20 protein-coding genes and 1 pseudogene are annotated in these 24,139 nt (G+C 68.2%); 12 read left to right on the top strand and 9 right to left on the bottom strand.

Annotated features, from left to right (window positions below; all coding sequences use genetic code 11):
• The first annotated feature begins 58 nt into the window (after nucleotides 1-58).
• A complete protein-coding gene (locus BST28_RS08220; protein WP_083080630.1) occupies nucleotides 59-2,347 on the top strand; it encodes an ATP-dependent DNA ligase in 2,289 nt (762 codons plus the stop codon).
• A 3-nt stretch (nucleotides 2,348-2,350) separates the two neighbouring features.
• Nucleotides 2,351-3,298: pseudogene (locus BST28_RS08215) on the top strand (fumarylacetoacetate hydrolase family protein); the annotation flags it as partial.
• An 8-nt stretch (nucleotides 3,299-3,306) separates the two neighbouring features.
• Here BST28_RS08215 and BST28_RS08210 read toward each other — a convergent pair.
• From BST28_RS08210 to BST28_RS08190, 5 genes are all read right to left on the bottom strand, one after another.
• Nucleotides 3,307-5,421 carry a cellulase family glycosylhydrolase gene (locus BST28_RS08210; RefSeq protein ID WP_234808228.1) on the bottom strand — a complete coding sequence of 705 codons (2,115 nt, stop codon included), beginning with the start codon at nucleotides 5,419-5,421 and terminating at the stop codon, nucleotides 3,307-3,309.
• 110 nt (nucleotides 5,422-5,531) lie between these two features.
• On the bottom strand, nucleotides 5,532-5,681 hold the full coding sequence (locus BST28_RS24020; protein WP_162112322.1) for a hypothetical protein: 150 nt from the start codon (nucleotides 5,679-5,681) through the stop codon (nucleotides 5,532-5,534).
• A gap of 153 nt (nucleotides 5,682-5,834) precedes the next feature.
• Complete coding sequence (locus BST28_RS08200) at nucleotides 5,835-6,707, bottom strand: TIGR03619 family F420-dependent LLM class oxidoreductase (RefSeq protein ID WP_019738956.1); 873 nt, start codon at nucleotides 6,705-6,707, stop codon at nucleotides 5,835-5,837.
• Nucleotides 6,708-6,780: 73 nt separating this feature from the next.
• Nucleotides 6,781-7,503: a DUF4873 domain-containing protein gene (locus BST28_RS08195; RefSeq protein ID WP_065286991.1), complete on the bottom strand. Its 723-nt coding sequence runs from the start codon at nucleotides 7,501-7,503 to the stop codon at nucleotides 6,781-6,783.
• Complete coding sequence (locus BST28_RS08190) at nucleotides 7,500-8,402, bottom strand: AurF N-oxygenase family protein (protein ID WP_019738955.1); 903 nt, start codon at nucleotides 8,400-8,402, stop codon at nucleotides 7,500-7,502. Before BST28_RS08190 ends, BST28_RS08195 begins: the two co-directional genes overlap by 4 nt.
• Before the next feature lie 190 nt (nucleotides 8,403-8,592).
• Between BST28_RS08190 and BST28_RS08185 the strand changes: the two genes are divergently transcribed.
• Genes BST28_RS08185 through BST28_RS08160 form a run of 6 tightly spaced genes read left to right on the top strand, consistent with a single transcriptional unit; the run spans nucleotide 8,593 to nucleotide 13,825 of the window.
• On the top strand, nucleotides 8,593-10,416 hold the full coding sequence (locus tag BST28_RS08185) for an AAA family ATPase (protein ID WP_083080629.1): 1,824 nt from the start codon (nucleotides 8,593-8,595) through the stop codon (nucleotides 10,414-10,416).
• Nucleotides 10,413-11,360 (top strand): helix-turn-helix transcriptional regulator, encoded by a 948-nt coding sequence (locus BST28_RS08180; RefSeq protein WP_133054288.1) that lies wholly within the window; start codon nucleotides 10,413-10,415, stop codon nucleotides 11,358-11,360. The genes BST28_RS08185 and BST28_RS08180 overlap by 4 nt, the downstream gene beginning before the upstream one ends.
• A gap of 35 nt (nucleotides 11,361-11,395) precedes the next feature.
• The gene (locus BST28_RS08175; RefSeq protein WP_019737501.1) at nucleotides 11,396-11,689 is read left to right on the top strand and encodes a hypothetical protein; all 294 of its coding nucleotides are present in this window, start codon (nucleotides 11,396-11,398) and stop codon (nucleotides 11,687-11,689) included.
• A gap of 52 nt (nucleotides 11,690-11,741) precedes the next feature.
• A complete protein-coding gene (locus BST28_RS08170) occupies nucleotides 11,742-12,143 on the top strand; it encodes a phage holin family protein (RefSeq protein ID WP_019737502.1) in 402 nt (133 codons plus the stop codon).
• An 18-nt stretch (nucleotides 12,144-12,161) separates the two neighbouring features.
• Entirely contained in the window at nucleotides 12,162-13,025 is an 864-nt protein-coding gene (locus BST28_RS08165) for an Fpg/Nei family DNA glycosylase (RefSeq protein ID WP_083080628.1), read from the top strand.
• A 50-nt stretch (nucleotides 13,026-13,075) separates the two neighbouring features.
• Nucleotides 13,076-13,825, top strand: a complete 750-nt coding sequence (locus tag BST28_RS08160; RefSeq protein WP_083080627.1) for an SDR family oxidoreductase — start codon at nucleotides 13,076-13,078, stop codon at nucleotides 13,823-13,825.
• Nucleotides 13,826-13,836: 11 nt separating this feature from the next.
• Here the strand turns inward: BST28_RS08160 and pgi are convergent, their stop codons facing one another.
• Entirely contained in the window at nucleotides 13,837-15,501 is a 1,665-nt protein-coding gene (gene pgi, locus BST28_RS08155; RefSeq protein WP_065286902.1) for a glucose-6-phosphate isomerase, read from the bottom strand.
• A gap of 41 nt (nucleotides 15,502-15,542) precedes the next feature.
• Nucleotides 15,543-15,851: a chorismate mutase gene (locus tag BST28_RS08150; protein ID WP_019737506.1), complete on the bottom strand. Its 309-nt coding sequence runs from the start codon at nucleotides 15,849-15,851 to the stop codon at nucleotides 15,543-15,545.
• Between the two features lie 203 nt (nucleotides 15,852-16,054).
• On the opposite strand from BST28_RS08150, the gene pcrA reads away from it, so the two are divergent.
• Nucleotides 16,055-18,373, top strand: a complete 2,319-nt coding sequence (gene pcrA, locus BST28_RS08145; RefSeq protein WP_019737507.1) for a DNA helicase PcrA — start codon at nucleotides 16,055-16,057, stop codon at nucleotides 18,371-18,373.
• On the opposite strand, the gene BST28_RS08140 is transcribed toward pcrA, so the two are convergent.
• Both BST28_RS08140 and BST28_RS08135 read right to left on the bottom strand, forming a co-directional pair.
• A complete protein-coding gene (locus BST28_RS08140) occupies nucleotides 18,370-18,921 on the bottom strand; it encodes a hypothetical protein (RefSeq protein ID WP_029249280.1) in 552 nt (183 codons plus the stop codon). The two genes, pcrA and BST28_RS08140, sit on opposite strands and share 4 nt — an antisense overlap.
• A 9-nt stretch (nucleotides 18,922-18,930) precedes the next feature.
• Entirely contained in the window at nucleotides 18,931-19,959 is a 1,029-nt protein-coding gene (locus tag BST28_RS08135; RefSeq protein ID WP_065286992.1) for a M23 family metallopeptidase, read from the bottom strand.
• 287 nt (nucleotides 19,960-20,246) lie between these two features.
• On the opposite strand from BST28_RS08135, the gene sucC reads away from it, so the two are divergent.
• The 3 genes from sucC (at nucleotide 20,247) to BST28_RS08120 (ending at nucleotide 23,970) form a co-directional block, all read left to right on the top strand.
• Entirely contained in the window at nucleotides 20,247-21,440 is a 1,194-nt protein-coding gene (gene sucC / locus BST28_RS08130) for an ADP-forming succinate--CoA ligase subunit beta (protein WP_019736318.1), read from the top strand.
• A 2-nt stretch (nucleotides 21,441-21,442) separates the two neighbouring features.
• Nucleotides 21,443-22,345, top strand: a complete 903-nt coding sequence (gene sucD, locus BST28_RS08125) for a succinate--CoA ligase subunit alpha (RefSeq protein ID WP_019736319.1) — start codon at nucleotides 21,443-21,445, stop codon at nucleotides 22,343-22,345.
• 89 nt (nucleotides 22,346-22,434) lie between these two features.
• On the top strand, nucleotides 22,435-23,970 hold the full coding sequence (locus tag BST28_RS08120; protein ID WP_065286903.1) for an acetyl-CoA acetyltransferase: 1,536 nt from the start codon (nucleotides 22,435-22,437) through the stop codon (nucleotides 23,968-23,970).
• Nucleotides 23,971-24,139 lie beyond the last annotated feature (169 nt).

Here is a 24,139-nt window from a genome sequence, read left to right as displayed (position 1 = left end):
CCAGTATGCCCACCCGGATGTGCCGATAACCTGCTTTGGCGCGACGTAAGTTGGCTACATGGCCGCCGAGCCGTTCACGACGCGGGTGAAACTGACCAACGCCGACAAGGTGCTCTACCCCGCAACGGCCACCTCCAAGGCCGTCACAAAAGGCGAGGTCTTCGACTACTACACCCGCATCGCCGAGGTGATGCTGCCGCACATCGCCGGGCGCCCGGCCACCCGCAAACGCTGGCCCAACGGTGTCGAGCAAGACTCCTTCTTCGAAAAGCAACTCGCGTCCTCGGCACCGTCCTGGCTGCACCGCGCCGCGGTGCAGCACCGCTCCGGCACCACCACCTATCCGATCATCGACGACCCCGACAGTCTGGCCTGGATCGCCCAGCAGGCGGCGCTGGAAGTGCACGTGCCGCAGTGGCGCTTCGAGGCGGAATGGACCCGCGGCGGCGAGGTGCTCAAACCCGGCCGATCCACCCGGCTGGTGTTCGACCTGGACCCCGGTGAGGGCGTGACGATGAGCCAACTCGCCGACGTGGCACGCGCGATCCGGGATCTGATGGCCCAACTGGACCTGGAGGTGTTCCCGCTCACCAGCGGCGGCAAGGGCCTGCACCTCTACGCCCCGCTGGATCGTCCGGTGGCCAGCGCCGGTGCCGTCGCGGTGGCCAAACGTGTTGCGCAACAACTCGAAAGCACCATGCCGAAGCTGGTGACCGCCGCCATGGCCAAGAAGCTGCGGTCCGGCAAGGTGTTCTTGGACTGGAGCCAGAACAACGCGGCCAAGACCACCATCGCGCCGTATTCACTGCGGGGCCGCGAACACCCGACGGTGGCGGCGCCGCGCACCTGGGCGGAGCTGGACGATCCGAAGCTGCGCCAGCTGCGCTACGACGAGGTGCTGGCCCGCGTCGCCCGCGACGGCGATCTGTTGGCCGGGCTGGACCCTGCGCTGAGCAAACCGGACCGGCTCAGCCACTACCGAGCCAAACGTGACGCGGCCAAGACCCCCGAACCGGTCCCGGCTGGGGCCCCGGCACCTGGCGGCGGCAAAAGTTTCGTCATCCAGGAGCATCACGCCCGCCGGCTGCACTACGACTTCCGGCTGGAGCGCGACGGTGTGCTGGTGAGCTGGGCGGTGCCCAAGAACCTGCCCGACACCCCCTCGGTGAATCACCTCGCGGTGCGCACCGAGGACCACCCGCTGGAGTACGGGAGTTTCGAGGGCACCATCCCCAAGGGCGAATACGGCGCCGGAACCGTGCGCATCTGGGATTCGGGCACCTACGTGACCGAGAAGTTCGAGGACTCCGCCGAGAAGGGCGAGGTGATCGTCGTCCTCAACGGTAACCGGATCTCGGGCAGATACGCGCTCATCCGGACCGGTGGCGACCAATGGCTGGCGCACCGGATGAAAGACCAGCAGGCGTTCGCGTTCACCGATCTGAAACCGATGCTGGCCACCCACGGCTCGGTGAGTCGACTCGACCCGGACACCTGGGCCTTCGAAGGCAAATGGGACGGCCACCGGCTGCTGGTCGACGCCGAACACGGGCGAGTACGGTTGCGCTCCCGCAGCGGGCGTGACGTCACCGGCGAGTACCCGCAGCTGCGCACGCTGGCCACCGGCCTTGCCGACCACCATGTCGTGTTGGACGGGGAGGTCGTCGCGCTCGACAGCGCCGGGGTCCCCAGCTTCGCCGCGATGCAGAACAGCGCCCGCTCGGCTCGGGTCGAGTTCTGGGCCTTCGACCTGCTCTACCTCGATGGCCGTCCGCTGCTGCGCGCGGCCTACCGGGACCGTCGCCGCCTGCTGGAAACACTCGCGCAGGGAACCGGTTTGGTGGTTAAGGATCTGTTGGCCGCCGACGGCTCCGAGGCGCTCGAACAGTCCCGCCGGCTGGGCTGGGAGGGAGTGGTGGCCAAGAAATGGAACTCCCCCTACCAGCCGGGGCGCCGGTCGACGGCCTGGGTCAAGGAGAAGCACTGGCGGACCCAGGAGGTCGTGATCGGCGGCTGGCGGGCCGGCGAGGGAGCCCGGGGCGGGGGGATCGGGTCGCTGCTGATGGGCGTCCCCGATGCCGATGGTCTGCGGTTTGTGGGTCGGATCGGCACCGGCTTCACCGACCGCGCGCTCGCTGCTCTGAAGAAGAAGCTGACGCCCATCGATGAATCCCCGTTCGACGCGCCGCTGCCTCGCGCTGATGCCAAGGGCGTCACGTTCGTTCAACCGGACCTGGTGGGGGAGGTGCGCTACAGCGAGCGCACCGCCGACGGCCGGCTGCGCCAACCGAGCTGGCGCGGACTGCGGCCCGATAAGACGCCCGACGACGTGGTGAGTGAGGATTGATCGGTGCGGTGGGTGACCTATCGAAGCGAGGACGGTGAACGGACCGGGGTGCTGCAGGGTGAGGTGATCCACGCCGCTGCCCCGGGAGTGACGCTGCTGGAGCTGATCGGGCTCGGCCCGGACGGGCTGCGCGACGCCGGGGAACGGGCGCTCGCCGCGCCGTCGGCGACGGCACGCCTCGACCAGGTGGCGCTGATGGCGCCGATTCCGCGTCCTCCGTCGATCCGCGACAGCCTGTGCTTCTTGGACCACATGCGCAACTGCCTGGCCGCGACCGGTCGCAGCCGCGTGCTCGACGATGTGTGGTATCAGATACCGGCGTTCTACTTCGCCTGCCCGGCAACGGTTCTGGGTCCCTACGATGATGCTCCGGCAGCGCCGGGCAGCGCTTGTCAGGACTTCGAACTCGAGGTGGCCGCCGTCATCGGAACGCCGGGGGCGGACCTGTCGGTGGCCGAAGCGGAGCAGGCCATCATCGGCTACACCATCTTCAACGACTGGTCCGCGCGCGACCTACAGGCCCACGAGGGCCGGCTGGCCATCGGGCAGGGCAAAGGCAAGGACAGCGGCGTCACCCTGGGGCCGTATCTGGTCACCCCCGACGAACTCGAGCCCTATCGCCGCGACGGCAGGCTGAGCCTGCATGCCACCGCGATCGTCAACGACGTGATCGTCGGCCTCGGCTCGACCGGCACCATGGACTGGAGCTTCGGCGAGATCATCAGCTACGCCTCCCGCGGGGTGCCGCTGACACCCGGTGACGTCTTCGGCTCCGGCACGGTCCCCACCTGCACGCTGATCGAGCACCTCGATCCCGAGGCGCCGCAATCGTTTCCGGGCTGGCTGCGTGACGGCGACGTGGTGACCCTGCAGGTGCAGGGCCTCGGTGAGATACGCCAGACCGTGCGCGCCAGCGACCCGCCGGTGCCCCTGGCGCCGCGGCCTAGACCCAGGGACGACTAGGACGTCGCCGTCACCGTCACGTTCACCGTGGCTGCACCGGCGTCGGAGCTGATGATCAGCACCGGCGCGTTGGGCCCGGACGTCACATGCCCGCCGGTCACGTGCACGGTGTAGCCGTTCGGATACTGATCGGTGGGCACCGAGATGGTGGTCTGCGAACCGGCGCCGAAGGCACCGGAACCATCGGCGTGGTCGGTGGAGTAGCTGAACGAGAAGACACCGTTGTCGAACGACAGCGACGTCGGGGTACCCGAAATCAGTTGCGGGTAAGGCTCGGACAGGGCGACCAGCTTGTCGAAGTTGACGTTGTCACCGGTGGGCGGCTGGCTGGGGTCCAGCACCAGGGCTTGGCCGTTCGGTGACGCACTGGTGATGTCGTTGCCGGTGTAGGCCCACTCGGTCCAACCCCACAGATACTTGTTGGCGGCCTGCATGCTGGCGGTGATGGTCGGGATGGTATTGGTGGCGCCGAACTCGGTCAACAACGCCGGGATGTTGTGCGCCTGCGCGTAATCGGCCGCGTTGGCGAATACGACGTCGGCGTTCAGGTCGCAGCCGAAGCTGAGGTCGGGGAACAGTGACGTCGTGATGCAGTAGCTGTGGAAGGAGAACACCGAGTTCTCGTCGTCCACCGTGCCCAGGTGCGTTGGCACCGGCAGGCTGCCGAAGAGTGTGGTGGGCTCGAAGAACACCGTCTTGTTCGGGTCGACGGACCTGATCGCCGCGTCGATCTGGTTGTAGAACGGGGTCAGTTGCTGGCTCTCGAAGTAGGGGTTGCCCAACAGGCTGCCCAGCCAGTTGGTTCCCGCCCACGGCTCGTTCATGATCTCGTAGCCGGCGACGTTGGGGTCGCCCTTGAAGTAGTTGGCGACGGCCTGCCAGGTCTGCGCGTAATAATTCAGCAGGCCAACGTCGTCGGATGCTTTCGCATTGCCCCAGAACGCATCCCAGGCGTGGTTCTGCGCCGGGTTGAGGAAGTAGTTGCCCGGGAAGCCCATGTCGGGGTTGGGCAGGCCACCGCCGTCGGTCGCCCAGCCGGGAGCGCCTTCGCCGCCGAACTCCTCGTTGTAGAGGTCCTGGTGCATGTCCAGGATCGCGACGATCTTGTGCTGGGCCAGGATCTGCACGGTGTTCTGGATCGACGCCAGATAGTCGTAGTCGATGACCCCGGGCTGCGGTTCCACCGCGGACCAGATGATGCCCAGGCGCACCGCGTTGAAGCCGTTGGCGGCCAGGAACGCGGCGTCGTCCTCGCCGAAGCCGTCGGCAGACGGCTCGTAGGGCGGGATCTTGTAGACCTGATTGAGACCGCGCAGCATCACCACCTGGCCGTCGCCGTTGGTGAGCCAGCCGTTGGACACCTCGACCGGGGGAGCCGTCGTTCCGGTGATCCCGCCCGGGAGCGTGCCGAAATGTCCTGCCGTGCCATGGGCCCCGGCCCACAGTCCAGGGTTTCCGCCGGCGCCGCCGAGTGCCGGCAGACCGCTGACGGTGTCACCGTTTCCGGCGTCGCCGCCGTTGCCGCCGTTGCCCATCAGCCAGCCGCCCGCGCCGCCGTCACCCCCGGCGGCCCCGGTGCCCCCGTGGCCGCCATCGCCGCCGTCGCCGAAGAGTCCGGCGGCGCCGCCATGACCCCCGGCGACACCATCGGTGGTGCTGTCCCAGCCCGCTCCGCCGTCGCCGAACAGCCAGCCACCGGGGCCGCCGTCGGGATGGGCTTCGGTGCCGTCGGCGCCGTTTCCGATGACGGTCGACCCGAAGAGCAGGTTGATGACGCCGTTGACCTGCCCGCCCAGCGGGCTGTCGATCCACTGTTGGGTGGCGTTGTGCAGCGCGGTGTAGAAGTCGAACTCCACGGCCGGACCCGGCTCGGCCAGCGCGGCGAATGCGGTATCCCAGTGCTCGGGGGCCAGGAATGCCTCCCACGCGACCGGACTGAACAGCGCCTCGCCGTCGACGGCGCCCGCGGCGGTCAGAAACGGCGTGAACAGCTCGTCCATCACGTCGTCGAAGTCGGCGTGCGCCGTGGGGGCGGAGGGCACGACCAGGGACATGCAGGCGAGGGCCCCCACGACCGTGTTGCCCACGAGCTTGCTGCGGTGACGAGCCATGACGGCGAACCCTTCCCAGGACGCGCGATTTCTGAGGCGCGTCTGAGAAGGGTAAACGAGTTACTTACGGTACGGACGGATTCGCGGTAAAAGGTGCCGGATCGGCGCGATCAGCACTGCGTGGCGGCGCGGATCCACTGGCGGCGGGCATCGCTCTGCCCGGCGTCGCACGTGGCGGCGGCGCGCAGCAGGTGTACCGCACGTTGGTAGTCGCCATGGCCGTCTCGCGGCTCGGCCGACAGGCAAGTCTGCGTCTTCATCAATACCTCCTGCAGGTCACGCAACGAGAGCTGCAGTACCCGCGGCCGCGGGGCGGCGGCCGGCGCGTACGTCCATGTAACGTCGCCGCCGCCCAGACCAATCCCAACGACACTGTGAGGCTGCACACGCCAACCGTCACGGTGTGATCGGTGTCACCCGGCCTTGGCGATCACGTGCTCGGCGAAGCGCTCGAGGTTGCGGATCTTGTCGGCCAGCGGCTCGGTGTCTTGCCCGACGATATAGGGCACCCGGAAGCCGACGATGACGTCGGTGACGCCCTTGTCCTCCAGGCGCTTGATGCCGTCGAGGGTGAACCCGTCGACCGAGATCACGTGGATCTCGAACGGGTCGTCGGCGCGGCCCTCTTCCTCGCGCAGTTGTTTGAGCCTGGCGATCAGCCCGTCGAGCTCGGCCGGGTCGCCGCCGCCGTGCATCCAGCCGTCGTTGCGGGCGGCGCGACGCAGCGCGGCGTCGGCGTGGCCGCCGATGAGGATCGGGATGGGCTGAGCCGGCGCCGGGGTCATCTTGGTTTTCGGGATGTCGTAGAACTCGCCGTGGAATTCGAAGTAGTCGCCGGTGGTCAGCCCCCGGATGATCTCGATGCACTCGTCCATCCGCTTGCCGCGCCGCGCGAACGGCACCCCCATCAGCTCATAGTCTTCCGGCCAGGGGCTGGTTCCCACGCCCAGGCTCAGCCGGTCGCCGATCATCGCGGCCAGCGAACCGGCCTGCTTGGCCACCAGGGCCGGCGGGCGGATCGGCAGCTTGACCACGAACGGGGTGAACCGCAACGTGCTGGTGACCGCGCCCAGCGCCGCGATCAACACGAATGTCTCGATGAATGCCTTGCCGTCCAGGAATTCACGGTTGCCGTCCGGGGTGTAGGGATACTTCGAGTCCGACTCGAACGGATAGGCGATGCTGTCCGGGATCGACATGCTGTGGTAGCCGGCAGCCTCGGCGGCTTTGGCGAGCGGAATGTAGTAGCTCGGGTCGGTCATCGCCTCGGCGTAGGTGAACCGCACATCGTCTCCTCGGTCTGTCGGTGGTGTGCTCTTTGCATAGCAGACTCACCGCGGCGACCGTGCGGGATCGTGGCTAGATCCGTGGCGCCATCGCGATTTCGACGTCCTCCAGCGGGAAGGGGGGATAGCCGGCGGCGCCGGTCACGGTCAGCGTTCCCCACGGCGTCCGCTCGGCCACGCGTCCCTGCGCGGTGTGCTCGCCGATCCGGATATCGACCTGGGAACCGGTGGCGTTCGCTCCCGGCAGGTCGGTGAAAAACATCCCCTGCCAATGGTATTGACCGTCGATCGGGTCGAAATGACCTGCCAGTCGCACCCGGGTCGGGTAGTCCTGGCCGTTGTGGGCCAGCACCGCCGGCCCGTCATAGATTTCGTCATCGACCCCGACCGAGCCGGTGAGATAGAACCGGGACAGCCCGCGGGTGGGCAGCACGGGGTGCACCCGCAGCCGGGGCGAGCGGGATTCGATGCGGCTGGCTCCGCTGCGTTGCAGGCCCTCGATGAGCCGGGCCACGTACCGGGCCTGGCGGCGGGTGTGCGGTCCCGGGATCGCGAACCGGTTGGGTCTCCCGTGGACGGCGACGACATCGTCAGGTGAGGCGATGGCGTCGATGATCACGCGAGCGGTCAGCACCTCGCCGTCGGTGGTGGTCACCGCCCACGTCTCGTCGGCGCTGTCGAATCGGGTGGTCACGTCTGTCCCGGCGGGATCGACGATGCGGGCGCCGTCGAACAACCCGTGCAGGCGCGCCGGGTCGCCCAGCACGAGCACGTCAAGAATGCCGTTGCCGCTCACAGGAAACCGGCCCGTCGCCACATCCGCCGGGCCAGCCGGCCCATCAGGCCGACTTCGGTGAAGAAGGCGGCGAGCGGGGCGAACGACGAGCGGCAGGCGGCGTGGAACTGCGGGTTGGCCCGTGCCACCCGGCGAGCTTCGCGACCGTTCAGCCCGACCCGGTTGTAGACGATCGGCAGGGTGAACAGGTGGCGGTAGAACGGTCCGCCCACGCCCTGCAGGTTCGCCAGCAGGGCACGGCGATAGCGCGGCATCGCCGGGACGGTGCGCCGCAGGCCGTCGCGCGCGTACTGGATGTGGCGGGCTTCCTCGGTGACGTGAATCCGCATGACCCGCCGGACGATCGGCTGCAGGTCCGGATCGTCGAGGATCTGGCGCTGCAGGGCGTCGAAGATCTCTTCGCCGACCAGGGCCGCGCCCCACAGGATGGGGCCGCGGAATAGGAACGGCAGCGAGTTGATGATGATGCGCTGGTAGCGCTTCGGGCGCACCGGCACGCCGCCGATCCGGTCGATGGTCTTGCCGAACATCAGCATGTGCCGGGTTTCGTCGCCCAGCTCGGTCAGCGAGTAGTGGGTGGTGCGCGCGGTGGGGTTCTTGTGCATCATGTCGCGCAACAGCGCCTGGTTGAGGATGTTCTCGAACCAGATGCCCGCCGAGAGCACGTTGACCAGCTCCTGGCGCGAGATCTCGATCTGCTGTTCGCGGGTCATCGCCTCCCACAGCGGCGTGCCGTACAGGGTGCACATCCGCGGCGGCAGGAAGAACTTGTCCGGGTCGATCGGGGCATCCCAGTCGATGTCGACGACGGGCGCGTAGGACTTCTTCACCGAGCCCTTCAGCAGGCGTTCGGCGAATTCCTCCCGGGACGGACTATTCGGCCGCACAGCAGTGGTCATCGGGAATCCCTTCTCGCTTCGGTCCCCAAAAAGTAGGGGTCCCCGCCAGAGATGTCAATACCTACGGTACCGGATACCTGCGGTACGCCGTGAGCGTCGTCACGGCGTGTCCGTGCATTCCGACACGCCGTCCACCACGCCGGAGGCAAAAGGGAAATCTGTACCGATACGGGTAGGCCCTGCCGCAATAATGGCCGTGCGTACGGGTTTGGCGGACCGGAAAGCCGAGGCCTCGGCAGTCTGTGCCTTCCTGGACCGCGCCCTGACCGAGCCGGGCACCCTGGCGCTCGAAGGCGAAGCCGGGATCGGCAAGTCGACGCTGCTGTGGGAGGCGGCCGAAGTTGCGGCCGCGCGGGGATACCTGGTGCTCACCGCCGTGGGCGCTCCCACCGAGGTGCGCTATGCCTACGCCGCGGTGGCCGACCTGCTCGCCCGCGTCGACGCCCGGGTGCTGGCCGAATTGGCAGAGGAGCAGCGGGCGGCACTGGATCGCGTGCTGCTCGGCGTGGGCGACGGCACCGCCGGCAATGAACGTCTGGTGGCCACCGCGTTCCTGGAGGTGATCCGCAGGCTGAGTTCGGCTACCCCGGTGTTGCTGTGCATCGATGACGCGCAGTGGCTGGATATGTCGAGCCAGGTGGTGATCGGGTTCGCGGAACGACGGCTCACCGGCCGGGTCGGTCTGTTGATCACCGTTCGAACCGGCGTGCAGGGCGCCGGCGACATGAGCTGGCTGACCCCGGGGCGTCCCGGGTCGGTGCAGCGCCTGCGAATCTCCCCGCTGACGCTGGGTGGCGTGCACACCCTGATATCCGCACGGCTGGGGCGTACCTTGCCGCGGCCGTCGATCACCCGGATCCATGAAATCTCCTGCGGGAACCCATTTTTCGCCATCGAACTGGCGCGGTTCATCGCCGAGGATCCTGGCCGGGCCGCGTTCGGGCTCCCCGACGCCCTCGCCGCGCTGGTGCGCCACCACATCGGCTGCCCCGACGGCGAGGTCGCCGCGGTGATGCTGGCAGCGGCCTCCGCGGCGCTGCCCACCGTCGAACGGGTGAGTCGCGCCACCGGCCTCAGCCCGGACCGGGTCGTCGAACTGGTCGAATCCGAGCAGGCCGCCGAGGTGGTCGAGATCGACGGCAGCCGGATCCGGTTTCGTCATCCGCTGTTCGCCACCGGGGTGTACAGCGCCGCCGGTCCGGCGGCGCGCCGAGCCATGCATCGACGGCTGGCCGACATCGTCGACGACCCGGAGCTGATCGCACGTCATCTGGCGCTGGCGGCCACCACCGGCGATCCGGACACCGTGCAAGCCCTCGACGCTGCCGCTGAAGCCACGCGGGCTCGCGGAGCTCCGGCGGTAGCCGCCGAATTGATCGAGCTCGCAATCAATCTCGGCGGGGACAACCCGGTGCGGCGGTTACGGGCCGCCGAGCAGCACTTCCGCTCCGGGGCGATCGGCCCGGCACGCGCACACCTGCAATCGACCCTCGACGACCTGCCCCCGGGCGGATTGCGCTGCATGGCGCTGATCGCGCTCGCCGCCATCACCGGCTACGACGAGAGCCTGGTGGCGGGTGCGGACCTGCTCGATCAGGCCATCGCCACGACCGACAACCCGGTGCTGCAGTTGCAGGCGCGGCTGTTGCTGGTACCGACCACCGCCATGATCGGCCAACTCGAGCAATCCGTCCGCCACGCACGCGCGGCGGTGGAACAAGCCGAACAGCTCGATATCGATGCCGTGCGCAGCCAGGCGTTGGCGGTCGGGGTGATCGTCGGCTTCGTGTACGGGCTCGGGGTCGGTTCTCGGGCGTTACAGCTGGCACGGGAACTGGAGGAGCCGGACGGCGCGACGGTCGCGGTCTTCCAGGCCACCGCGGTAGCGGCCGTCATCTCGGCCTGGACCGGTGAGTTGGAGGCGGCCCGCGCTCAACTCGACGTGGTCCGGCAGCGTTGTCTGCGCAGTGGCACCGAGATCGACATCCTGTGGGTGCCCACCACGCCACCATGATCGATCTGTGGGCCGGCCACTACGCCGATGCGGCGGACACCGCCGAGGACGCCGTGCAGCGAGCCGAGCAGATGGGCGGACGGCACGTGCTCACCGAGGCGTGGATCGGCCAGGCCGAGGTTGCCGCCTATACCGGCCGCACGCAGGATGTCCGCGAGATCACCGACGTCGCCCTTCGGTTCTGCCGCGCGAGCGGGGCCGCGTTGCTGTGCGATGCCGTGGCCAGAGTAGTGGGGTTCCTCGAGGTGTCGCTCGGCGACTACGCGGCGGCGATCACGGTGCTGGAGCCGCTGCTGGCCTCGTTCGACCCGGAGCACGGTACCGAGATCGTGGTCGGGGGCCATCTCCCCGACGCGGTGGAGGCACTCACGGCGCTGGGCCGGCTCGACGAAGCCGGACCACTGGTCGCGGCGCTCGAACGCAACGGCGCCCGCCACGACCGGCCATGGATGCTGGCCGTGGGCGCCCGCGGACGTGCCCACTGGCTGTCCGCGCGCGGCGACCTCGACGCCGCCGAGCAGGCCGCGCAGGAAGCGCTGCGGCATCATGAACGGCTGCCGATGCCGTTCGAGAAGGCCCGAACCCAGCTGTTGCTGGGCCAAGTGCAACGCCGCCGCCGCCGCAAGCAGGCCGCCCAGGCCAGCCTGCGCGCGGCCCTGGAGACCTTCGAGCGGCTGGGCACACCGCTGTGGGAGCGGCGTACCCGTGCCGAGTTGGACCGGATGACCGCGGCCGGTGGCGGTGCCGACCTGACCACCGCCGAGCGCCGCGTCGCCGAGCACGCAGCCGCCGGACTGTCCAACAAGCAGATCGCCGCGGAGTTGTTCATCGCCCCCAAGACCGTGGAAATGACCCTGAGCAGTGTCTATCGCAAACTGGGCATCCGCTCGCGCGCCGCACTGTTCGCCGCGCTGCATGCCGCGGATGTCCAGGGAAATCCCTGATTCCCCAGCGCCGATCGCACCCTAATCTCGGGTGGGTGAGCGACAGTGAGTCGGCGCGTCAATGCTTCCTGGTGGAGTGGTACCAGCCCGATCTGGTCGACTCGGTCGTCGACGCCGCCATCGATCGGCTCGCCGGCGCCGCCGCAGCCGTGCAGGCGACGCTGCTGGTCACGGTGACTTCGCCCACCGACGAAACGCTGTTCGGGGTGATAGCGGCTGAATCCGCTGACGCCGTCGTAACGGCCTGCCGGCAAGCTGGCTGGCACGTCGACCGGATCACCGCCGGGGTGCGGGCCCGCCTCGGAGCCGCAGCCGGTCAACCGCGCTAGACGCCGCACCAGAACCGCGTTGGCGGCGGCTCCGACGTGGCAAGATCTGCCCATGGGAGCGTTCCTGATCCGTGCCGCACTGACCGGACTCGCGCTGTGGGTGGTCACCCAGATCGTTCCGGGGGTCGAGATCATCGGCGGTGATACCACCCTGGAGCGGGTGGGCATCATCTTCGTGATCGCGTTGATCTTCGGGTTGGTCAACGCCTTCATCAAGCCGGTGGTGCAGCTGTTGTCGATCCCGCTGTACATCCTCACCCTGGGGCTGTTCCACATCGTGATCAATGCGTTGATGCTGTGGATCACCGCGTGGATCACCGCGAAAACCGCCAAGCACTGGGGTCTGTACATCGCCGACTTCTGGTGGGATGCCATCTGGGCGGCGATCGTGCTGTCCCTGGTGAGCTGGGTACTGTCCCTGGTGCTGCGCGACGCCCGGCGCATCGCGCGGTAACCGGGCAGACTCGAGGGCATGCCCGAACTGCCCGAAGTCGAGGCGCTCGCCGATCATCTGCGCCGGCACGCCGCCGGTTGCACCGTCGGCCGCGTGGATGTGGCGGCGTTCTCGGTTCTCAAGACGTTCGACCCGCCACTGGCGGCGTTGCACGGCCAGACCGTCACCGGGGCGCATCGCTGGGGCAAGTACCTCGGCGTGCAGGCCGGCGAGCTGTTCCTGATCGCGCATCTGTCCCGGGCGGGCTGGCTGCGCTGGTCGGACCAGCTGGCGCCGGCGCCGCTGCGGCCTGGCAAGGGACCGATCGCGCTGCGGGTGCATCTGGGTACCCCGGGGCAGGCGCCCGGATTCGACCTCACCGAAGCCGGCACCCAGAAACGCCTGGCGGTCTGGCTGGTCGACGACCCGGAGAAGGTGCCGGGCATCGGCGGCCTGGGTCCCGACGCGCTGGAGGTGACGGCCGAGGAGCTGGCCGGGCTGCTGGCCGGCAACACCGGACGCATCAAGACCGTCATCACCGATCAGAAGGTGATCGCCGGTGTCGGTAACGCTTACAGCGACGAGATTCTGCACACCGCACGCATTTCGCCGTTCGCCACCGCCTCCAAGCTCTCCGGTGAGCAGCTCGCCGCGCTGCACGAGGCGATGCGCGCCGTGCTCACCGATGCGGTGACACGCTCGGTCGGACAGCAGGCCGCCACGCTCAAGGGGGAGAAGCGCTCCGGACTGCGGGTGCACGCACGCACCGGTCTGCCCTGTCCGATTTGCGGCGACACGGTGCGCGAGGTGTCGTTCGCCGACAGGTCTTTTCAGTATTGCCCGACGTGTCAGACCGGCGGTAAAGTGCTCGCCGATCGGAGGATGTCGCGGCTGCTCAAGTAGCCCGGCCCCGCAGTTGTTTGAGGGCCGTCGATCCGGGCTAGGCTGCCCGGGTGACTCGTCAGAAGATCCTGATCACCGGGGCAAGCTCCGGCCTGGGCGCCGGAATGGCTCGCGCATTCGCCGCGCGCGGGCGCGACCTGGCCCTGTGCGCTCGTCGAATCGACCGTCTCGAGGAACTGAAAGACGAACTGATGCAGCAGTATCCCGGCGTCAGGGTCGCGGTGGCCGCTCTCGACGTCAATGACCATGACGAGGTGCCCAAGGTCTTCGCCCAGCTGGCCGGCGAGCTCGGCGGGATCGACCGGGTCGTGGTCAACGCCGGGATCGGCAAGGGCGCCCCGCTGGGGGCCGGAAAGCTGTGGGCCAACAAGGCCACCCTCGAAACCAATCTGGTCGCCGCGTTGGTGCAGATCGAGACCGCGTTGGAGATGTTCAAGTCCGCCGGTGGCGGGCACCTGGTGCTGATCTCCTCGGTGCTGGGTAACAAGGGGGTGCCCGGTGTCAAGGCGGCCTACGCCGCAAGCAAGGCCGGGGTGTCGTCGCTGGGTGAGTCGCTGCGTGCCGAGTACGCCAGCGGCCCGATCAAAATCACGGTGCTCGAGCCCGGCTATATCGAGGCGGAGATGACCGCCGAGTCGAAGTCGACGATGTTGATGGTGGACAACGAATCCGGGGTCAAGGCGATGGTAGGCGCGATCGAACGCGAGACCGGCCGCGCGGTGGTGCCGCCCTGGCCGTGGGCGCCGATCGTGTGGGTGATGCGCCGGCTGCCGCCGCGGTTCACCAAACGGTTCGCCTGAGTCCTGAAGGCTCAGCCGGCCCGGCCGCGTTCCACCCGGTAGCGACGCACCAGCGCGTCGGTGGAGCTGTCGGTCTGCGGCGGCGGGGTGGCGTCGTCGGTCAGCACCGGCAGCAGCGCCTTTGCCTGGGTCTTGCCCAGCTCAACGCCCCACTGGTCGAAGGAGTCGATGCCCCACACCACGCCCTCGGTGAACACCTGATGCTCGTAGAGCGCGATCAGCTGGCCCAGCACCGAGGGGGTGAGCCGGGTGGCCAGGATCGAGGTGGTCGGCCGGTTGCCGGGCATCACCTTGTGCGGCACGACATCTGCGGGCGTTCCTTCCGCGGCGATCTCCTCGGCGGTCTTGCCGAACGCCAGCACCTGCGTCTGGGCGAAGAAGTTGCTCATCAGCAGGTCGTGCATACTGCCGGCGCCGTCGGCGGTGGCCAGGTCGTCGAGGGGCTCGGAGAAACCGATGAAGTCCGCTGGCACCAGCCGGGTGCCCTGGTGCAGCAGCTGGTAGAACGCATGCTGGCCGTTGGTTCCCGGCTCACCCCAGAAGATCTCGCCGGTGTCGGTGACCACCGGGGTGCCGTCGGCGCGGGTCGACTTGCCGTTGGATTCCATGGTGAGCTGCTGCAGATACGCCGGGAAGCGGTCCAGGTCATCTGCGTAGGGCAGCACCGCGCGGGACTGGGCGCCGAAGAAGTTCGAGTACCACAGCCCGATCAGGCCGAGCAGCGCAGGCGCGTTGGATTCCAGTGGGGCAGTGCGGAAATGCTCGTCGACGATGTGGAAGCCGGAGAGGAATTCCGCGAAGCGCTCCCGGCCGATCACCGCCATCAATGACAACCCGATCGCCGAATCCACCGAGTACCGTCCGCCGACCCAGTCCCAGAAGCCGAACATGTTCGCGGTGTCGATACCGAACTGCTCGACCAGCCCGGCATTGGTGGAGACCGCCACAAAATGCTTCGACACCGCGGCATCGCCCAGGGCGCCGGTCAGCCAGCGCCGGGCCGCGGTGGCGTTGGTCAGCGTCTCCAGCGTCGAGAACGTCTTAGATGCCACGATGAAAAGCGTTGTGGCGGGGTCCAAACCGGCCAGCTTCGCGGTCAGGTCGGCCGGATCGACATTGGAGACGAACCGTGCCGAGATACCGGCGTCGGCGTAGTGGCGCAACGCCCGGTAGACCATCACCGGACCCAGGTCCGAGCCGCCGATGCCGATGTTGACGACGGTCTCGATGCGCTTTCCGGTGGCGCCGGTCCACTCGCCGCTGCGCAGCCGGTCGGTGAAATCACCCATCGCGTCGAGCACCGCATGCACGTCGGCGACGACGTCCTGACCGTCGACGTGCAGGTCGGCGCTGCGCGGCAGCCGTAGCGCGGTGTGCAGCACCGCCCGGTCCTCGGAGGTGTTGATGTGCACCCCGGCGAACATGGCGTTGCGCCGGTCCTCCAGGCCGGCGGCCCGGGCCAGATCGAGCAGCAGCCCCACCGTCTCGCCGGTGAGGCGATGCTTGCTGTAGTCGATATAGAGGTCGCCGACGGCCAGGGTGAACTTCTCGCCCCGTCCGGGATCGTCGGCGAAGAGCTGACGCAGGTGCGTGCCGGCGATCCGCTGATGATGCTTGCGCAACGCGTCCCAGGCCGGGGTGGCGGAGATGTCGGGGATCTGTTGACCGAGGCTCATTCCCCGACAGTAGCGGCGATCACGAACCCGGCGTAAGCCGCTCAGTAACCGAGCCGGCCGCGGCCCAGCCGCAGCAGCAGCATCGCCAGTTCTTTGCCGTCCTGGCCGAGCTCGCTGTACCGCTCGAGCACCTTCATCTCGCGGCTGTGCACCAGTCGGGTGCCGCCCGAGGCCATCCGGGCCCTGCCGATCTCCTGCGACACCTCGGTGCGGCGCTTGACCGCGGCCAGGATCTCGGCGTCGAGCCGGTCGATCTCATGACGCAGTTCATCGATGTCGGGCAGTTGCTGGGGTTGGGCAGTCATGGGTTCGGACTCCAGATTCTCGCTGTTGGTGTTTTCTGGTCCCATCGGCGATCCGGCCTCACACAACAGACAAGCCCCGGGTCGGCGAAGCGGACCGCGGGGCGCAGGCGTTGCGTCTAAACCACGGGCACCGCTGTTCGGTACCCGTAGATAAATCGACGCTGCGTGTCGAGCACGAAACGAGTCTGCCACTTAGGGCCGTGCCAGCGCAAAGACTGTCGTCGGGCGGCGGTACGTTGGGGAGCGATATGACCCTGCACGCGACTCCGCAAACCGATCACCTGCTCGACGGTCTCAACCCACAGCAGCGCCAGGCCGTACTGCACGAGGGCTCGCCGCTGCTGATCGTCGCCGGGGCCGGCTCGGGCAAGACCGCCGTGCTCACCCGGCGCATCGCCTACCTGCTGGCTGCCCGCGGTGTCGGCGTGGGGCAGGTGCTGGCGATCACCTTCACCAACAAGGCCGCCAACGAGATGCGGGAGCGGGTGGTGTCGCTGATCGGCCCGCGCGCCCGCGCGATGTGGGTGTCGACGTTTCACTCCACCTGCGTGCGGATCCTGCGCAACCAGGCCTCGGTGGTCCCCGGGCTGAACTCCAACTTCTCCATCTACGACGCCGACGACTCGCGGCGCCTGCTGTTGATGATCGGCCGCGACATGGGTCTCGACGTCAAGCGGCACTCGCCGCGGCTGCTGGCGGGCGCCATCTCCAACCTCAAGAACGAACTGATCGATCCCGAGCGTGCGCTGGCCGACCTCACCGAGAGCTCCGACGACCTGAGCCGGGTGGTGGCCGCGGTCTACGCCGAATACCAGCGCCGGCTGCGTTCGGCCAACGCGCTGGACTTCGACGACCTGATCGGCGAGACGGTGGGCATCCTGCAGGCGTTCCCGGAGATCGCCGAGCACTACCGGCGCCGATTCCGGCACATCCTGGTCGATGAGTACCAGGACACCAACCATGCTCAGTACGTGCTGGTGCGCGAGCTGGCGGGCCACTCACTGGCGGGTGAGCAGGCGAGTGACATCCCGCCGGCGGAGCTGTGCGTGGTCGGGGACGCCGACCAGTCGATCTACGCGTTCCGCGGCGCCACCATCCGCAACATCGAGGACTTCGAACGCGACTACCCGGACGCGAAGACGATGTTGCTGGAGCAGAACTACCGCTCCACCCAGAACATCCTGTCGGCGGCCAACGCGGTGATCGCCTGCAACTCGGGGCGCCGCGAGAAGCGGCTGTGGACCGACGCCGGTGACGGCGAGCTGATCGTCGGCTATGTGGCCGACAACGAACACGACGAGGCGCGGTTCGTGGCGCAGGAGATCGACTCGCTGACCGATGCCGGCACGATCAACTACTCCGATGTCGCGATCTTCTACCGGACCAACAACGCGTCACGGTCGCTGGAAGAGGTTTTCATCCGCGCCGGCATTCCGTACAAAGTGGTTGGCGGCGTGCGCTTTTACGAGCGCAAAGAGATCCGCGACATCATCGCCTACCTGCGGGTGCTGGACAATCCCGGTGATGCGGTGAGCCTGCGGCGCATCCTCAACACCCCGCGCCGCGGCATCGGCGACCGCGCCGAGGCGTGCGTGGCGGTGCACGCCGAGAACACCGGCACCGGTTTCGCCGCCGCGCTGCGCGCCGCCGCCGAGGGGCGGGTGCCGATGCTCAACACCCGCTCACAGAACGCGATCTCCGGATTCGTCGCGATGCTCGACGAACTGCGGGCGCACCTCGACACCGCCGACGACGACCTCGGTGGGCTCGTCGAGATGGTGCTCGACCGCACCGGGTACCGCGCCGAGCTCGAGGCCTCCACCGACCCGCAGGATCTCGCCCGACTGGACAACATCAACGAACTCGTCAGCGTCGCCCACGAATTCAGCATCGATCGGGCCAATGCACTCGCCGAACAGGACAGGCCCGTCGAGGAAGAGGACATCCCCGACGTCGGCGTGCTGGCGGCGTTTTTGGAGCGGGTCTCGCTGATTGCCGACACCGACGAGATCCCCGAACACGGCTCCGGGGTGGTGACGCTGATGACGCTGCACACCGCCAAGGGGCTGGAGTTCCCGGTGGTGTTCGTCATCGGCTGGGAAGACGGCATGTTCCCGCACATGCGGTCGCTGGGCGATGCCCGCGAGCTGTCCGAGGAACGCCGGCTGGCCTACGTCGGTCTCACCCGGGCCCGGCAACGCCTCTACCTGAGCCGGGCCAAGGTGCGCTCGTCGTGGGGGCAACCGATGCTGAACCCGGAATCACGCTTCCTGCGGGAGATCCCGCAGCAGCTCGTCGATTGGCGGCGCACCGATGCCACCGCGGCGCCGAGCGCCCCGGTCAGCGGTGCCGGCCGGTTCGGCACGCCCAGACCGGCACCGGGCCGGTCCGGCAACCGCCCACTGCTGGTGTTGGCGCCCGGGGACCGGGTTTCGCACGACAAGTACGGCCTGGGCCGGGTGGAGGAAGTCTCCGGGGTGGGGGAGTCGGCGATGTCGCTGATCGACTTCGGCAGTTCCGGGCGGGTCAAGCTGATGCACAACCACGCGCCGGTGACCAAGCTCTAAAACGACTCGGACAGCCAGCGTCTGGTAGCCGGGTGCAGCGCCGCCGCGACGGTGGCGGCCTGAATGAACGGGATCACGTGCACGATCCCCGGCACCCGGGCGCCCGCCAGGAAAAGACTGCCGAAGGTCAGCAGGGCGATCACCGCGCCGACCGCGATCAGGTACCGGCCCAACGGGCGTCGCAGCAGCAGCATGATCACCCCGGCCACCGTCGTCCCCGCGAACACCAGGCTCAAGAATCCGACCGCCACGCAGAACAGCCGGTCGGTGTGCCACCAGCTGGCGATCAGGTCGGTAGACACCACGGAGGTGGCCCAACAGCCGATGATGGCGAGCACGCAGGCGCTGACCGGGACCACCGCCGAAGGGGTGCGGGCCGGGGCCGGCGGAGGCGCCACCTGCGGCCTCATCGCCGGGGGAATCCGCTCGGCGCCGGTGACGACCGGGATGGCGCCGGTCGGGGCCCGGCGGATGATGCGGCTGGGAGCACTGGCCGGATCGGATCCGGGGGGAACAGCACCGGTGGGTGGATGGTGGCGGTCGGTCACCAACCCAGGTTAAGCGAAATTGATCCCGCGCTTGGCCAGCCAGGATGTCGGGTCGATCCTGCTGGTGCCGTTCTGCAGCACCTCGAAGTGCAGGTGCGGGCCGGTGGAATAGCCGCGGTTGCCCATCTCGGCGATCTGGTCGCCGGCCATCACGCGCTCGCCGACGCTGACCAGCGACCGGTTGATGTGCCCGTAGAGCGTGACCGTGCCGTCGGAGTGCCGCAGTTTGACCAGCATGCCGTAGCCGGCGCTGGGGCCGGACTCGATCACCACGCCGTCGGACGCCGCCAGGATCGGAGTGCCGATGGCATTGGCGATGTCGATACCGGCGTGCAGCACACCCCAGCGGTAGCCGAAGTTCGAGGTGAACGCGCCCTGGGTGGGCGCGACGAACAGCGGACGCTGCAGCCGGGCCTCGCGCTCGGCGCGTTCCTGGGCGAAGGCCACGCCTTTGGCGAGTTCCTCGTTGTGCACCACGACATTGGCCGCGGCCTTGACCGTGATCATCTGCATGCCGCGGCTGGAGGTGGTGGTGCCGTCGTTCAGCGTCGTCTTGCTGGCGGCCAGCACCGCCGGCCGGGCGACGGTGTCGCCCGACGGGTGGGTGGCGGCATGCGCGGCGGCAGCGGCGGCGCCGGCGGCCATCGCGGCGATCATCATGCGGCTCTTGACCGCGCTGGTGGGCTGGCTGCGGTGTTTCCCGCCGCGAGCCCGGACCGGTACCCCGGCTGCTCCGCGGGTCGGGGGGTAGACGTACTCGTCCGGGTAGCCACCGCGCGGGAAGGCCAGTCGCAGGACCGGCATATTGTCGGTGTCGGTCAGGTCGTCCAGCTCCGGGGCCGACAGCACGTCAGCCGAGCCGTCGAAGGCGGCGCCGGTGAACGGGTCGTCGCCGAACAGGGCGTCGTCGAGCCGTCCGAACTCGTCGAACGGGATGATGTCGGTCACCTCGGCGGGGCCGGGAACCGAAGGCTGATGTGCAGCCGCCGCAGCGCCGTTTCGGTGGCGGGAGGTGACCCCGCGAGCTACCGGGCGCATGGGTGATCCGTGCTGCATCAGCCTGGAAAATCCTCTGGTCGTGATCAGAACGTTATAAAGACCTAGACTCGGTGACGGTAACCAGTTCCCGATCGCGAGGCAAGCCATCGGTCAAATCCGGCCGCAAATGTGAACCTAATCACGTTTTCCGGGCGGTGAGATGTGCCACAGCGATGGTATGGGAGGACGGAACCTCGGCGCAGGGTCGATACAGTGCCTCGGGAGTTAAAAGCTCTTGAATCCGACAGTGCCGGTCTACCGGCGACCCGCAATAAGACAGTGAGCCCATGGATCTATTCGAGTATCAGGCGAAGGAGCTGTTCGCCAAGCACAATGTGCCCACCACGCCGGGCCGAGTAACCACCTCGGCCGAGGACGCCAAGGCCATCGCCACCGAGATCGGTCGGCCGGTCATGGTCAAGGCCCAGGTCAAAGTGGGTGGCCGCGGCAAGGCCGGTGGCGTCAAGTACGCCGCCACCCCGGAGGACGCGTTCACCCACGCGCAGAACATTCTCGGCCTGGACATCAAGGGCCACATCGTCAAGAAGCTGCTGGTCGCCGAGGCGAGCGACATCGCCGAGGAGTACTACATCTCATTCCTGCTCGACCGCTCCAACCGCACCTACCTGGCCATGTGCTCGGTCGAGGGCGGTATGGAGATCGAAGAGGTCGCCGCGACCAAGCCGGAGCGGCTGGCCAAGGTGCCCGTCGACGCGGTGAAGGGCGTCGACCTGGCGTTCGCCCGCTCGATTGCCGAGCAGGGCCACCTGCCCGCCGAGGTGCTCGACGCCGCGGCCGTGACCATCCAGAAGCTCTGGGAGGTCTTCGTCGCCGAGGACGCCACCCTGGTCGAGGTCAACCCGCTGGTGCGCACCCCCTCCCGCGGTGAAGGCGACCCAGGCCAGATTCTTGCTCTCGACGGCAAGGTCACCCTCGACGGCAACGCGGAGTTCCGTCAGCCGGGTCACGCCGAGTTCGCCGACCTGGACGCCACCGACCCCCTGGAGATCAAGGCCAAGCAGCACGACCTGAACTACGTCAAGCTCGACGGCGAGGTCGGCATCATCGGCAACGGCGCCGGTCTGGTCATGTCCACGCTGGATGTCACCGCCTACGCCGGTGAGAAGCACGGCGGTGTGAAACCGGCCAACTTCCTCGACATCGGCGGCGGCGCCTCCGCGGAGGTGATGGCCGCGGGCCTGGACGTCATCCTGGGTGACAAGCAGGTCAAGAGTGTCTTCGTCAACGTGTTCGGCGGCATCACCGCGTGCGACGCGGTGGCCAACGGCATCGTGGCGGCGCTGAAGATCCTCGGCGACACCGCGACCAAGCCGCTGGTGGTCCGGCTCGACGGCAACAACGTCGAGGAGGGCCGGGCGATCCTGGCCCAGGCCAACCACCCGCTGGTGACCCTCGTCGACACCATGGACGAGGCCGCCGACAAGGCTGCCGAGCTGGCGCACGCCGGAAAGGACGCATAAGCATGTCGATCTTCGTCAACAAGGACAGCAAGGTCATCGTCCAGGGCATCACCGGCAGCGAAGCCACCATCCACACCGCCCGGATGCTGCGGGCCGGCACCCAGATCGTCGGCGGCGTCAACGCCCGCAAGGCCGGCACCACCGTCACCCATGAGGACAAGGGCGGCCGGATGATCAAGCTGCCGGTGTTCGGTGGCGTGGCCGAGGCCATGGAGAAGACCGGTGCCGACGTGTCGATCGCGTTCGTGCCGCCGAAGTTCTCCAAGGACGCCATGATCGAGGCCATCGACGCCGAGATCCCGCTGCTGGTGGTCATCACCGAGGGCATCCCGGTGCAGGACAGTGCCTACGCGTGGGCCTACAACGTGGACAAGGGTGAGAAGACCCGGATCATCGGGCCGAACTGCCCCGGCATCATCACCCCGGGCGAGTGCCTGGTCGGCATCACCCCCGCCAACATCAGCGGCTCCGGCCCGATCGGTTTGGTGTCCAAGTCCGGCACGCTGACCTACCAGATGATGTACGAGCTGCGGGACTTCGGCTTCTCCACCGCGATCGGCATCGGCGGCGACCCGGTGATCGGCACCACCCACATCGATGCCATCGAGGCGTTCGAGAAGGACCCCGCCACCAAGGTCATCGTGATGATCGGTGAGATCGGCGGTGACGCCGAGGAGCGCGCCGCCGACTACATCAAGGCCAACGTCACCAAGCCGGTGGTCGGCTACGTCGCCGGGTTCACCGCCCCGGAGGGCAAGACCATGGGGCACGCCGGGGCGATCGTGTCCGGCTCCTCGGGGACTGCGGCCGCCAAGCAGGAGGCCCTGGAGGCCGCCGGCGTGAAGGTCGGCAAGACCCCGTCGGCAACGGCGGCGCTGGCCCGCCAGATCCTGCAGAGCCTGTAGCGGTTTCTTGGCGCGAGCAGACGCAGAATCGCACGCAAGCGGTGCTTGCAGCGCGATTCTGCGTCTGCTCGCCATAGAAGGGTGAGCACATGAGTATCGATCCCCGCACTCCCGTCGTGGTCGGCGTTGGGCAGGCTGCCGAGCGCATCGACGACGCCGACTACCGCGCGATGTCGCCGGTGGAGCTGGCCGCTGCCGCCGCTCAGGCGGCGCTGGCGGACTGTGGGGCAAGCGACGCCGCCCAGGTCGCGTCGGCCATCGACACCGTGGTCGCCACCCGCCAATTTGAGATTTCCATCCCGAATACCCCTGCGCCGCTTGGGAAGTCGAACAACTTCCCGCGGTCGGTGGCGCGGCGGATCGCGGCGGACCCGGCGCGCGCGATCTTGGACAAGGTGGGCGGTCAGGGGCCGCAGGCGCTGCTGACCGAGTTCGCCGGTGAGATCGCGGCCGGCGCCGCAGATGTGGTGCTGCTGTGCGGATCCGATGCGACATCGACGTTGCGTCACTTTGCCAAAGCCGACAAGAAGCCGGATTTCAACGAGACCGTCGAGGGCCAGTTCGAAGACCGCGGCTACGGCCTGGAGGATTTCGTCGAGAAGTACACCGTGCTGCACGGGCTGACCAGCCCGGCGGTGCAGTACGGCTTGTTGGAGAACGCCCGCCGGGCCCGCTTGGGCCTCAGCGCCGCCGACTACCTGCAGGCCATGGGCGAGCTGTTCGCCCCCATGACCAAAATCGCGGCCAAGAACCCGTTCTCGGCCTCGCCGGTGGAGCGGTCGGTCGAAGAACTGATCACGATCAGCACCGAGAACCGGATGATCTGCGACCCGTACCCGCGGCTACTGGTGGCGCGTGATCAGGTCAACCAGGGCGCCGCGGTGCTGGTGATGTCGGTGGAGGCCGCCCGACGCCTGCGGGTGCCCGAAGACCGCTGGGTGTACCTGCACGGTCACGCCGCACTGCGTTCCCAGCGTCTGCTGGATCGCGAGGACCTGGGCGGCTACCCGGCTGCGGTGGCGGCCACCAACGCGGCGCTCGAGATGGCCGGGATCGGCTTCGACGACGTCGCTGCCATTGACCTCTACAGCTGCTTCCCAGTGCCGGTGTTCGCCATCTGCGACGCCTTCGGCCTGTCCGCCGACGACCCACGCGGCCTGACCCTGACCGGCGGGCTGCCCTTCTTCGGTGGCGCCGGCAACAACTATTCGATGCACGCGATCGCCGAGGCCGTCGCCGCAGCGCGAAGTGTCCCCGGGCAATTCGCCTATGTCGGGGCCAACGGCGGAATGATGAGCAAGTACGCGGCCGGGGTGTATTCGACCACGCCCGTGCCGTGGATGCCGGATCGCAGTGCCGAACTGCAGCCGCAGATCGATGCCGCCACCACCGTGCCGGTCACCGAGAAGGCCGAGGGCCCGGCCACCATCGAGACCTACAGCGTCCGCTACGACTGGAAGACCCGCACCGGGATCATCATCGGCCGGCTCGACGCCGACGGCACCCGGTTCCTCGCGACCACCGAAGACGAAAACCTGGTGGCGTTGTTGTCCGACGGCGAGCCGCTGGGCGCTCCGGTGACGGTGCACGCGTTCGACTACGGCAACCGCTGCTCCCCGCGCTGACGTTCACGCGCCACGGCGCGAGGGTGCGCAGAATGCCGGCGCCAACGGCGTGTCGGCGTACAGACACGCACGTTCGCGCTGGGTGGGGGCGGCTAGGGCGTGTCTCCTGATTTGCTGGCGTCGACTCGCGTGTGGATGACGGCGGCGACCAACAGGACGCCGCCGAGGT

It is taken from the genome of Mycolicibacter kumamotonensis, from assembly GCF_002086285.1.
GTDB lineage: Bacteria > Actinomycetota > Actinomycetes > Mycobacteriales > Mycobacteriaceae > Mycobacterium > Mycobacterium kumamotonense.
Note: the sequence above shows the minus strand (reverse complement) of the source record. Positions and strands in the feature narration are given on the sequence as shown.

Coding starts and splice junctions, on each gene's coding strand:
- pgi (WP_065286902.1), bottom strand. CDS start 15,501: ATGAGCCTCGGTCAACAGATCCCCGACATCTCCGCCACCCCGGCCTGG.
- BST28_RS08120 (WP_065286903.1), top strand. CDS start 22,435: ATGAGTATCGATCCCCGCACTCCCGTCGTGGTCGGCGTTGGGCAGGCT.
- BST28_RS08185 (WP_083080629.1), top strand. CDS start 8,593: ATGGCCGTGCGTACGGGTTTGGCGGACCGGAAAGCCGAGGCCTCGGCA.
- sucC (WP_019736318.1), top strand. CDS start 20,247: ATGGATCTATTCGAGTATCAGGCGAAGGAGCTGTTCGCCAAGCACAAT.
- BST28_RS24020 (WP_162112322.1), bottom strand. CDS start 5,681: ATGAAGACGCAGACTTGCCTGTCGGCCGAGCCGCGAGACGGCCATGGC.
- BST28_RS08170 (WP_019737502.1), top strand. CDS start 11,742: ATGGGAGCGTTCCTGATCCGTGCCGCACTGACCGGACTCGCGCTGTGG.
- BST28_RS08135 (WP_065286992.1), bottom strand. CDS start 19,959: ATGCGCCCGGTAGCTCGCGGGGTCACCTCCCGCCACCGAAACGGCGCT.
- BST28_RS08220 (WP_083080630.1), top strand. CDS start 59: ATGGCCGCCGAGCCGTTCACGACGCGGGTGAAACTGACCAACGCCGAC.
- BST28_RS08180 (WP_133054288.1), top strand. CDS start 10,413: ATGATCGATCTGTGGGCCGGCCACTACGCCGATGCGGCGGACACCGCC.
- BST28_RS08190 (WP_019738955.1), bottom strand. CDS start 8,402: ATGACCACTGCTGTGCGGCCGAATAGTCCGTCCCGGGAGGAATTCGCC.
- BST28_RS08150 (WP_019737506.1), bottom strand. CDS start 15,851: ATGGGACCAGAAAACACCAACAGCGAGAATCTGGAGTCCGAACCCATG.
- pcrA (WP_019737507.1), top strand. CDS start 16,055: ATGACCCTGCACGCGACTCCGCAAACCGATCACCTGCTCGACGGTCTC.
- BST28_RS08210 (WP_234808228.1), bottom strand. CDS start 5,421: ATGGCTCGTCACCGCAGCAAGCTCGTGGGCAACACGGTCGTGGGGGCC.
- BST28_RS08165 (WP_083080628.1), top strand. CDS start 12,162: ATGCCCGAACTGCCCGAAGTCGAGGCGCTCGCCGATCATCTGCGCCGG.
- sucD (WP_019736319.1), top strand. CDS start 21,443: ATGTCGATCTTCGTCAACAAGGACAGCAAGGTCATCGTCCAGGGCATC.